Source organism: Geodermatophilus sp. SYSU D01186 (assembly GCF_054050215.1).
This window is the reverse complement of record NZ_JBJGYW010000020.1, coordinates 85,624-96,936: the sequence shown is the minus strand read 5'-3', so window position 1 is coordinate 96,936 and position 11,313 is coordinate 85,624. Positions and strand designations below refer to the sequence as shown.

Genomic DNA, 11,313 nt, shown 5'->3' with positions numbered 1-11,313 from the left:
AACGGCGCCAGCTCCTCACCGACCACGGCGTCGAGCACCGACGGCAAGCCGTCCACGACACCTCCCGCCGCCTTCGATCACGCGTTCGAAGTGTATCGCCACGAGAGGGCTCCGACCACCCGAATCCCCAGCTCAGCGGCCTGTCCACAGACCGGTCGGGAGTCTTGTCCACCGCGTCTGCTCAGCCTTCCGGGCAGTCGTTGCAGCGACCGGCTCCCGCGACGGTGCCTCGGCGCGGCCGCCACGGCGTCCCGCCCCGCCCGGCCGCCATGGCGCCCGCCTCCCGGTGCGGCCCGGGTCCCTCCTCGGGGGCGGCGCACCGCGCGCCCGCTGCGTTCCACGTGGAACCGGGCCGTCGTACGGTCCGCCCATGGGTGTCACGCACGAGGTCACCAACCAGGTCCCCCCGCTGGTCGGGCACGACCCGATCGCGGGGGACGCCGCGTTGACCGAGGCCTGCCTGCGGCACGCCGACCAGTCCGCGCTCGACTCACTCAAGGCCCTCGGCGCGCTGGCCGGCAGCGAGCAGGCGCAGGAGTGGGGCCGGCTGGCCGACGAGAACCCGCCCCGCCTCAGGACCCACGACCGCTACGGCCACCGGGTCGACGAGGTCGAGTTCCACCCGGCCTGGCACGAGCTCATGCGCACGGCGTTCGAGCACGGCCTCGCCGGCGCACCGTGGCACCGGGAACGCCCCGATCCGCACGCGCACGTCCGCCGCGCCGTCGGCTACCTCGGCTGGACGCAGGTCGAGATGGGTCACGCCTGCCCGGTGACGATGACCTACGCCGTCGTCCCGGCGCTGCGGGCCGCGCCGGACCTCGCGGCCCGGTTCGAGCCCGGGCTGACCGCGCCGGCCTACGAGTTCGGGCTGACCGAACCGACGGCCAAGCGGGGCCTGGTCGCCGGCATGGGGATGACCGAGAAGCAGGGCGGCTCCGACGTCCGCGCCAACACCACCCGCGCCGTCCCGAACGCGGACGGGACGTACGCCCTGACCGGCCACAAGTGGTTCACCAGCGCCCCGATGAGCGACCTGTTCCTGGTCCTCGCCCAGCTCCCCGAGGGCGTCTCGTGCTTCCTCGTGCCCCGCGTCCTCCCCGACGGCACCCGCAACGTCTTCCGCCTGCAGCGCCTCAAGGACAAGCTCGGCGACCGCTCCAACGCCTCCAGCGAGGTCGAGTTCGAGGGGACGACGGCGGAGCTGGTGGGCGAGCCCGGTCGGGGCGTCCCCACGATCATCGAGATGGTCAACACGACGCGGCTCGACTGCGTCCTCGGGTCGGCCGCCACGGTGCGGGCCGCGCTCACCCAGGCGATCCACCACGCGCGGCACCGGCGGGCGTTCGGTGCCCTGCTGGCCGACCAGCCGCTCATGCAGAACGTGCTGGCCGACCTCACCGTCGAGAGCGAGGCGGCCACCGCGCTGGCCGTCCGGCTCGCCGCCGCCGTCGACGCGGGGGAGTCCGCGTTCCTCCGGCTGGCCTGCGCGGCCGCCAAGTTCTGGGTCTGCAAGCGCACCCCGACCGCGGTCGCCGAGGCGCTGGAGGTGCTGGGCGGCAACGGCTACGTCGAGGAGTCCGGCCTGCCGCGGCTCTACCGCCAGGCGCCGCTGAACTCCATCTGGGAGGGCTCGGGCAACGTCATCGCGCTCGACGTCCTCCGGGCCCTGGGCCGCTCGTCGGAGTCGCTGGCCGCCGTCCGTGCGGAGCTGGACCTGGCCCGCGGTGCCGACCGCCGCCTCGACGCCGCCGTGGCCCGGCTCGCGGTCGAGCTCACCGACGCCGAGGGGCTGCCGGTGCGTGCCCGCCGGGTCGCCGGCCAGCTGGCCCTGTGTCTGCAGGGCTCGCTGCTCGTGCGGTACGCGCCGGCTGCCGTCGCCGACGCCTTCTGCGCCACCCGCCTCGGTGGCGACTGGAGCCCGGTGCTGGGCACGCTGCCCGCGGGCACCGCCCTGGCCGGCGTCGTCGAGCGGGGCGCCGTTCCGGCTCCCTGAATTACATGCGTGCGGTTACCCTCGGTTGTGCGTCATGCGCCGCAGCGCCGTCCGGGGGACGGGGTGGCGGCGTGGCCCTGGAGGAGAGGGGCCCACGGCGGCGGCAGGGGGAAGAGGAAGCGGGCAGGGTGCACCGACACGTCCACGCGGGGGCTTCGGCCGATCCCCTGTCGACGGTTCCCGACGCCGTCTACCGCCTCGACGCCGACGGCCGCTTCACCTACGTGAACGCCGCCGCCGCCGCGCTGCTCGGCCGCGCGGTGCACGACCTGGTCGGCCAGGACTCCCTCGAGTGCTTCCCCGAGGCGCGCGGCTCCGTGCTGGAGGAGCGCTACCGAGCCGCCCTCGCCGACGGCAGGTCCCGCACCGTCGAGTTCTTCTACCGCCCGCGCAACCGTTGGTACGAGGCCCGCGTGTTCCCCGGCGCCGCCGGCCTGACCGTCTTCCTCCGGGACGTCGACGCGGAGCACCGGCGCCGCAGTGCCCGCGACCAGGAGCTCGTCCAGTTGACCGCCGTCCTCGACGGGCTGCCCTCACCCACGGTCCTGCTCGACCAGAGTGGCCGGATCGTGTCGGTCAACCGGCGGTGGAGCGCGGCGTCGGAGATCGTGCGGCGCTCGGGGTTCCGGGCCGCCGGGGTGGGCGACGACTACCTCGAGGTCCTCTCCGAGAGCATCGAGGGGGAGGACCGCGAGGCGATCACCCGCGGCATCGGGGAGCTGATCGCCGGCGGCGCCGGCGTGGCCGACCGGCCGTTCACCCGCGACTACGCGCACGTGCTGGGCACCGACCACGCCTGGTTCCGCCTGCAGGCGGCGCGGGTCGAGCACTCCGGCCGCGTCGTGGTCACCCACATCGACATCACCGAGCGGGTGCGCGCCCAGGAGGCCCTCGCCTGGCAGGCCAGCCACGACGACCTCACCGGCCTGCCCAACCGCGCCCGGCTGCTGGCCCTGATCGGCGAGGCGCTGGCCGAGCCGGGTGGCCGGGCGGCGCTGCTGTTCCTCGACCTCGACGGGTTCAAGACGGTCAACGACTCCCTCGGTCACGCCGTCGGCGACGAGCTGCTGCGGCAGGTCGGCGCCCGCCTGGCCGGCCAGGTGCGCCCGGGCGACAGCGTGGGCCGGCTCGGCGGCGACCAGTTCCTGGTCCTGGCCCGAGACTGCGACACCTCGGAGGCCGCCGCCCTCGCCTTCCGGCTGCAGACGTCCTTCACCCGCCCGTTCCAGGCGTCGGGCATCTCCGTGCCGCTGTCGGTCAGCATCGGCGTCGCCGCCGCCCAGCCCGGCGCCCGCCAGGCCCACCAGCTGCTCAGCGACGCCGACGCGGCGGCCTACGCCGCGAAGGGCGCCGGCCGCGACCGCATCCACCTGTTCTCCCCGGGGCTGCGGGACGCCGCGCGGTGGCGGCTCGAGGTGGCCAACCGGCTCCGCGACGGCGCGGTCGACCAGTTCGTCGTCCACTACCAACCGGTGGTCCGGGTCGACACCGGGGAGGTCGACGGGGTGGAGGCGCTGCTGCGCTGGCAGCACCCCGACCGCGGCCTGCTGTCGCCCGACGCCTTCCTCTCCGTCGCCGAGGAGACCGGGCAGCTCATCCCGATCACCCGCTGGCTGCTGGGGGAGACGACGCGGCAGGCCGCGCAGTGGGAGGCCGAGGGGCTGCGGCTGCGCATGTCGGTGAACATCAGCGCCCGGCACTTCTCCGCCGAGACGCTGGTCCGCGACGTCCGCGTGGCGCTGCACGACTCCGGGCTGCCGGCCGAGCGGCTGGTGCTCGAGCTCACCGAGACCAGCGTCGCCGAGGACCCGACGCGCGCCGAGGACCAGCTGTCGGTGCTGCGCAACTCCGGCGTCCGGGTGGCCATCGACGACTTCGGCACCGGCTGGTCCTCCCTCGCCCAGCTGCTCGCCCTGCCGATCGGGACGCTGAAGATCGACCGCTCGCTGCTGACCGCGGCCGCCCGGCTGGCCGCCGGGGGCACCGGTGCGGTGCTCGCCGCGATCGTCTCCCTCGCCCGCACCCTGGGCATCCGGTCGGTGGCCGAGGGCGTCGAGACCGCCGAGCACCTGGAGATGGTCCGTGAGGCCGGCTGCGACCTGGCCCAGGGCTATCTGCTCGCCCGCCCGATGCCGGCCGGTGAGGTGCCGCGCTGGGCCGACCGGGTGCGCGCTGCCGGCGGTGACTCCTGCGCCCTCGCCCTGCAGGGCCGGGGCTGCTGAGCGGTCCCGTGTCGGCAGCACCGGGAGCGGGGGACGGCGGGTCCCGCCTGCGCCGCCGCAGTCGCCGGGCCACGGCCCCCGCCGGACCGCCGCGCCCCGCCGCACCACCGGCCCCCGCCGCGCCGCCGCCCGTGGCGGGTGTCCCGTCGGCGGTGCTGTCGGTCACCGGGCAGACTGCCCCCGTGACCGACCTGGACCTCGCCGGCGACCCGGCAGCCGAGGAAGCCCAGCCACAGGGCCGGGCCCGCCCGGCGCTGGACCTGCTCATCTGGGACGCGCCGAACATCGACATGACCCTGTCGACGGTGATCGGCGCCCGGCCCACCGCGGCGTCCCGGCCGCGCTTCGACGCGATCGCGGCGTGGTTCGTCGAGGGCGCCGGGGACCCCGGTGCGCCCGATGCCCCCGAGGTCGAGGCCTGCGTCTTCGCCAACATCCCGCCGGTCGTGGGCTCGCTGCAGCGCTGGGTCGAGGCGTTGCGCAACTTCGGGTTCGCCGTCTTCGCCCGGCCCAAGACCCAGCCCGACGACGACATCGACCAGGACATGCTCGACCACATCGCCGTCCGGCAGCACAGCCACCGGCTGCGCCGCCTCGTGGTCTTCTCCGGCGACGGGCGCAACTTCGCCGAGCCGCTGGAGGAGCTGGCCCGCACCGGCACCCAGGTCGTCGTCGTCGCCTTCAGCGAGGTGGCCGGCTACGCGATCGGCTCGGACCTGCTCGAGTTCATCGACATCGAGGACGTCCCCGGCGCCTTCGTCGAGCCGCTGGACCGCGTCCGCCTCGACGCGCTCCCGCCCGACGGCGCCTGGCTGCGGCCCACGCGCAGCCTGCGGGAGTTCGTGTCCGGCTTCCTGCGCCGCAACGGCTGACCGGGTGCTGGACGACGGGACGGGTCCGGTCCTCGCCGAGGAGCTCCTGGTACCCGGCGAGACCTGCTGGCGGGTGGAGCGCGCCGACCGGCACGCGGTGTTCGTCGACGCCGCCGACTACTTCGCCGCGCTCAAGGGCGCGGTGCTGCGGGCCCAGCGCCGGGTGCTGTTCATCGGCTGGGACTTCGACCCGCGGATCCGCCTGGACCCCCGCCGGTCGGGACGCCGGCACACCGGGGGCCGTCGCGCGGACAAGCTGGGCCGGGTGCTGGAGGACGCCGTCCGGGCCAACCCGCGGCTGGAGATCGGCGTGCTGCAGTGGGACTACGGCATGGTCGTGGGCCTCGGCCGGGGGCTGGCGCCGATCGTCCTGCTCAACCGGCGCACCCCCGAGCGGCTGACGATGACCGTCGACACGCACCACCCCGTCGGCGGCGCGCACCACCAGAAGATCGTGGTCATCGACGACTGCCTGGCCTTCGCCGGCGGCATCGACGTCACCGCCGACCGGTGGGACACCCCCGAGCACCTGGACCGGCAGCCGCTGCGCCGCCGTCCGTCCACCCACCGCCCGACCGGCCCGTGGCACGACGTCACCAGCCTGGTGTCCGGCCCGGCCGCCCGGGCGCTCGGCGACCTCGCGCGGGAGCGCTGGGCCAGCGGCACCGGCCGCAGCCTGGAACCGGTTCCGGACGTCGAGGCGTGCTGGCCGCCGGAGGTCGAGCCGCTCCTGACCGACGTCGACGTCGCGATCTCCCGCACCCGTCCCGAGCACGGCGGGCAGAGCCTCGTGCACGAGATCGAGCTGCTGTGGCTGGCCGCGATCGCCGCCGCCCGGCGCACCGTGTACGTCGAGAGCCAGTACTTCGCCAACCGCCGGGTCGCCGAGGCGATCGCCGAGCGGCTGCGGGAGGAGGACGGGCCGGAGTTCGTCGTCGTCAACCCGGAGAGCGCCGACGGCTGGCTGGAGGAGAAGGCGATGGGCACCGCCCGCGCCAAGCTCCTGGCGCTGGTCGCCGACGCCGACGTCCACGGCCGGTTCCGGCTGTACGTGCCGGTCACCGCCGGACGGCGGCCGATCTACGTGCACGCCAAGGTGCTCGTCGTCGACGACCGGCTGCTGCGGATCGGCTCGGCGAACCTCAACAACCGCTCCATGGGCCTGGACACCGAGTGCGACCTCTCGATCGAGGCCCGCGACGGCCACCCGCGGCGCGACGAGCTCGCCGGGACGATCACCGGCTTCCGCGACCGCCTGCTCGGCGAGCACCTCGGGGTACCGCCGGAGGCGGTCGCCGCGACGGTCGCCGAGTGCGGCGGCTCCCTGCTGCAGGCGGTGGAGCGGCTGCGCCGGCCACAGGGACGCTCGCTGGTGCCGTTCGTGCCCCCGGACCTCGGCCCGGTGGAGCGGCTGCTGGCCGACACCGAGCTGCTGGACGCCGAGCGGACGCCGAACCGCTGGCGGCGGGTGCGCCGCAGCTCCCGGCCCCGGGTCCGCCGCACCCGCTGAGGCCGCCCGGCAGGATGGCCGGGATGACCGGCGCCTGGCAGCAGACCCCCACCCTGCACGGACGGCGGGTGCTGCTCGTCCCGCTGGCGGAGGAGCACGCCGACGGGTGGCTGGCGGCCGCCGACGACGACGTCTTCGCGCACCTGACCATCCCGCGGCCGGCCACGCGGGCGGAGGCGGCCGCGCAGATCGCCGCCGCCCGCGCGGAGGCCGACCGGCGGCCCCTCGCCCAGCTCGACCCGGCCACCGGCGCCTTCCTCGGCACCACCAGCTACCACGACGTCGACGAGGCCCGCCGCGCGCTGGCGATCGGCCACACCTGGCTGGCCGCCGGCGCGCAGCGCAGCGGGGTGAACCGTGAGGCCAAGCTGCTCCTGCTGACCCACGCCTTCGAGCACCTGGGCGCGGTCCGCGTCGTCTGGCACACCGACGAGCGCAACACGCGGTCGCGGGCGGCCATCGCCGCCCTCGGTGCCGGTGAGGAGGGCCGGCTGCGCAAGCACCGCCTCCGCCGCGACGGCACCTGGCGGACGACGGTCCAGTTCGCCATGACCGACGACGACTGGCCGGCGGTCCGCCAGCGGTTGCGGGCCTCCCTCGACGGGGGTGGGACACCCCGCACCTGAGCATCGCCGGGCGCGGCGGCGGTTACGGTCTGCTGACGACGTCCGCGCGACGTCGGAGAACCCGGAACGGAGACCGATGAGCACCCCCGGCGTCGACCACCCGATGCAGGACTGCGAGGCCGAGATCAGCACGGCCACGCGCAGCCTGTCGGTGAGCGCGCGGGTGGAGTCGACCGGTCCTGCCGCCGTGGTGGTCCGCCCGTCGGCCGGCGACTTCGTCGAGCAGACGGTGGTGCGGGTCGGCGAGCCGGTGTCGGTGTTCTGGATGGGCCCGGAGGGCGGCCGCTCCCTGATGGCCGAGGTCACCACCGTCGAGCGCGGCGCGGTGCCCCGCTGGCACCTCGCGGTCACCTCGCCGGCGGAGGAGACCCAGCGGCGGACGGCGGTGCGTGCGCGGGTCTCCCTCCCGGTCGTGGCCGCGGTCAACGGGGTGGACCTCGGCGGCGAGACCCTGGACTTCAGCGAGGCCGGGTGCCGCGCCGTGGTGGAGGCCTACGGCAACGAGCCGCTGCCCGGCGCCCGCATGGGGATGACGCTGGAGCTGGAGGGCGGCGCGCTGGTCACCGTGGCCGAGGTCGTGCGCCAGCACACCCGCAACTCCCGCTGGCACCTCTCCCTGCGCTTCGTCGACCTGCCCGAGAAGGAGCAGGACCGGCTGCGCCGGCGGGTCTTCCAGGCGCTGCGCGAGGAGCGCGCCCGCCAGGCGGCGATGGCGAGCTCCGACTAACAACCGCCTCACCGGGATAGTCCCCGGGGGTGACCCTCCCCTCGCGGCTGCCCGACGCCCTGGCCGCGCTGCGGGACGCCGTCGCCGCGGCCCCCCTCGGACTGGCCGCTCCCACCGCCGACCGCGCCCGCCGCGCCGCCCGGAGCGTCGTCGAGCAGGTCGACGACTACCTGCTGCCCCGGCTGCGCGACCTGGACGCACCGCTGCTGACCGTCGTCGGCGGCTCCACCGGGGCCGGCAAGTCCACGCTGGTCAACAGCCTGGTCGGCGCCCCGGTCACCACCGCCGGCGTGCTCCGGCCCACCACCCGCGCGCCCGTGCTGGTCTGCGCGTGGGCCGACACCGCCGCCTTCTCCGGCGACCGGGTGCTCCCCGGACTGGCCCGCGTGACCGGCGGTGCCGGAGGGGCCGGCACCCTGCAGCTGGTGCCGCGGGACGACGTCCCGCCCGGCCTCGCGGTGCTGGACGCGCCGGACGTCGACTCGGTGGTGGAGTCCAACCGCGAGCTCGCCGCCCAGCTCCTGGCCGCCGCCGACCTGTGGGTCTTCGTCACCACCGCGGCCCGCTACGCCGACGCCGTCCCCTGGGACCTCCTGCGGACGGCGCAGGAGCGGGGCACCGCGCTGGCCGTCGTCCTGGACCGGGTGCCCCCGGGCGCCGCGGCCGAGATCGCGCCCGACCTCGAGGGGATGCTGCAGCGGGCCGGGCTGGCCGGCGCGCGGCTGTTCGTCGTCGAGGAGCGCCCGCTGGTCGACGGCTTCCTGCCCGACGACCAGGTGGCGCCGCTGCGGCAGTGGCTGCACGCCCTCGCCGCCGACCAGGAGCAGCGCGCCGCCGTCGTCCGCCAGACCCTCACCGGCGCGCTGGCCAGCCTGGAGGAGCGGGTGGCCGGCATCGCCGCCGCGGTGGAGGAGCAGGCGGCGGCCGCCGCCGCCCTGCGGGGTGCCGCGGCCGCGGCCTACACCGCCGCCTACGAGGGGGTCGACGACGGCGTGCGCAGCGGCAGCCTGCTGCGCGGCGAGGTGCTCGCCCGCTGGCAGGAGTTCGTCGGCACCGGCGAGTGGATGCGCTCCCTGCAGAGCTCGATCGGCCGGCTGCGCGACCGGGTCACCGCCGCGCTGAGCGGGCGGGCCACCCCCGCCGACGACCTCACCGGCGCCCTGGAGTCCAGCGTGGAGACGCTGCTGCGGGCCGAGGCCGACCGCGCCGCCGAGCGCACGGTCACCGCCTGGCGGGCGCTGCCGGGCGGGCCGGGCCTGCTGGACACCGCCGACGAGGACCTCGAGCGGGTCTCCGACGACTTCCCGGAGGCCGCCTCGGCGCAGGTCCGCGACTGGCAGGGCCACGTGCTGGACCTCGTCCGCGAGGAGGGCGCCGGCAAGCGCACCCGCGCCCGCGTCCTGTCCTGGGGCGTCAACGGCGCCGGCGCCGTCGTCATGGTCGCCGTCTTCGCCCAGACCGGCGGGCTCACCGGCGGGGAGGTCGCCGTCGCCGGCGGGACGACGGCGGTCGGGCAGCGGCTGCTGGAGGCGGTGTTCGGGGACGCCGCCGTCCGGTCGCTGGCCGCCCGCGCCCGCGAGGACCTCCAGGCCCGCGCCGACACCCTGCTCCGGTACGAGCAGGGCCGCTTCGACGAGCTGGTCGACGCCGTGGCCCCGGGGCCGGACGACGCCGGGCGGTTGCGGGCGGCCGCCGCCGCACTCACCGCGGCACGGGCGGGCGCATGAGCCGGAGGACGCCGCCGCTGGCCGACCGGCTGGCGGCCCTGCGCGAGGCCGTCGAGGTGGCCGAGGAGCGACTGGAGGTGCCCGAGGTCGGGCAGGCGCGGGCGCTGCTGGCCAAGGCCGGGGCGCGGGAGGCGCTGGGCGACGCCACCGTCGTCGCGCTGGCCGGGGCCACCGGCAGCGGCAAGTCCACGCTGTTCAACGCGCTGTCGGGCAGCGAGGTGAGCACGCCCGGCGTCCGCCGGCCGACCACCGGTGTCGCGCACGCCACGGTCTGGGGCGGGGACGGCGCCGACCGGCTGCTCGACTGGCTGGAGGTGCCCCGCCGGCACCGGCACGCCCCCGAGCCGGCCCTCGACGGGCTGGTGCTGCTCGACCTCCCCGACCACGACAGCATCAAGCTCGAGCACCGGCTGGAGGTCGACCGGCTGGTGCAGCTCGTCGACGTGCTGGTGTGGGTGCTCGACCCCGAGAAGTACGCCGACGCCGCCGTCCACGAGCGGTACCTGGTGCCGCTGGCCGGGCACGCCGGCGTCCTGCTCGTCGTCCTCAACCAGGTCGACCGGCTCGACCCGGCGTCCGCCCGTGCCTGCCTGGCCGACCTGCGGGCCCTCCTCGACCGTGAGGGCCTGGCCGGGACGCCGCTGCTGGCCGTCTCCGCGCGCACCGGCACCGGCCTGGGCGAGCTGCGCGCCGACCTGGCCACGCGCGTCTCTGCCCGCCGGGCGGCGACCGACCGGCTCACCGCCGACGTGCGCTCGGCGGCCGGCGCGCTCTCCGCCCAGTGCGGCGACGGCGGCGGCGCGGGGGTCGGCCGGCAGGACCGCGAGGAGCTCACCGAGGCCCTCGCCGACGCGGCGGGTGTCCCGGCGGTGGCCGGCGCCGTCGAGCGCTCGGTCCGGCGCAGCGGGACGGCGGCCACCGGCTGGCCGCTGGTGCGCTGGACCCGCAAGCTGCGCGCCGACCCGCTCGACCGGCTGCACCTCGGCGCGGGGCAGGGCTCGGCGCGCACCTCGCTGCCCGCCGCGGGCGCGGTGCAGAAGGCCGCGGTGACCCGAGCCGTGCGGCAGGCACGCGAGGCCGCGGGGGAGGGCCTGCCGCAGGCGTGGCGGGACGACCTGCGGCGCACGGTCGAGGTCTCCGAGGAGCGCCTGGCCGACGAGCTCGACCGCGCCGTGGCCGGCACCGACCTCGGGCCGCAGCGCACCCCGCTGTGGCAGCGGGGCGTCGGCGGCCTGCAGTGGCTGCTCGTGCTGGTGGCGCTGGCCGGCGCGCTGTGGCTGCTGGCGCTGGTGGTCCTCGGCTTCTTCCAACTGGACGACGTCGTCCCGCTGCCCCGGGTGGAGGGGCTGCCGCTGCCGACGCTGCTGGTGGTCGGCGGGCTGCTGGCGGGGGCGTTGCTGGCGCTGCTGGCCCGGCCGCTGGTGGGGGCCCGGGCCCGCCGCCTGGCCCGCCGGGCGACGCAGCGGCTGGAGGCCGCGGTCGACGTGGTGGCGCAGGAGGAGGTGCTGGCCCCGATGGCGGCGGTCCGGGAGGACCACGACCGCTTCTGCGCGGCGGTCACCCGGGCGGGGAAGTAGCGGCCCCGCTGCGCTGAGCCCGGTCTGTGCGCACATCGTGGCCTCACGGCCGTCGA

8 protein-coding genes are annotated in these 11,313 nt (G+C 76.6%); all 8 read left to right on the top strand.

The window, feature by feature from the left end:
- Positions 1-370 precede the first annotated feature (370 nt).
- The 8 genes from ACI784_RS15890 (at position 371) to ACI784_RS15855 (ending at position 11,257) form a co-directional block, all read left to right on the top strand.
- Complete coding sequence (locus ACI784_RS15890) at positions 371-1,996, top strand: acyl-CoA dehydrogenase family protein (protein WP_457014103.1); 1,626 nt, start codon at positions 371-373, stop codon at positions 1,994-1,996.
- A 128-nt stretch (positions 1,997-2,124) separates the two neighbouring features.
- Positions 2,125-4,218, top strand: a complete 2,094-nt coding sequence (locus ACI784_RS15885) for a putative bifunctional diguanylate cyclase/phosphodiesterase (RefSeq protein WP_456924260.1) — start codon at positions 2,125-2,127, stop codon at positions 4,216-4,218.
- A gap of 182 nt (positions 4,219-4,400) precedes the next feature.
- Positions 4,401-5,090 carry an NYN domain-containing protein gene (locus ACI784_RS15880; RefSeq protein ID WP_456924259.1) on the top strand — a complete coding sequence of 230 codons (690 nt, stop codon included), beginning with the start codon at positions 4,401-4,403 and terminating at the stop codon, positions 5,088-5,090.
- Positions 5,091-5,094: 4 nt separating this feature from the next.
- Positions 5,095-6,600: a phospholipase D-like domain-containing protein gene (locus ACI784_RS15875; protein ID WP_456924258.1), complete on the top strand. Its 1,506-nt coding sequence runs from the start codon at positions 5,095-5,097 to the stop codon at positions 6,598-6,600.
- Positions 6,601-6,623: 23 nt separating this feature from the next.
- Complete coding sequence (locus ACI784_RS15870) at positions 6,624-7,226, top strand: GNAT family N-acetyltransferase (protein ID WP_456924257.1); 603 nt, start codon at positions 6,624-6,626, stop codon at positions 7,224-7,226.
- A gap of 76 nt (positions 7,227-7,302) precedes the next feature.
- Complete coding sequence (locus ACI784_RS15865) at positions 7,303-7,953, top strand: flagellar brake protein (RefSeq protein WP_457014100.1); 651 nt, start codon at positions 7,303-7,305, stop codon at positions 7,951-7,953.
- A 29-nt stretch (positions 7,954-7,982) separates the two neighbouring features.
- On the top strand, positions 7,983-9,680 hold the full coding sequence (locus tag ACI784_RS15860; protein WP_457014099.1) for an ABC transporter: 1,698 nt from the start codon (positions 7,983-7,985) through the stop codon (positions 9,678-9,680).
- Positions 9,677-11,257 carry a GTPase gene (locus tag ACI784_RS15855; RefSeq protein ID WP_457014098.1) on the top strand — a complete coding sequence of 527 codons (1,581 nt, stop codon included), beginning with the start codon at positions 9,677-9,679 and terminating at the stop codon, positions 11,255-11,257. The genes ACI784_RS15860 and ACI784_RS15855 overlap by 4 nt, the downstream gene beginning before the upstream one ends.
- Positions 11,258-11,313 lie beyond the last annotated feature (56 nt).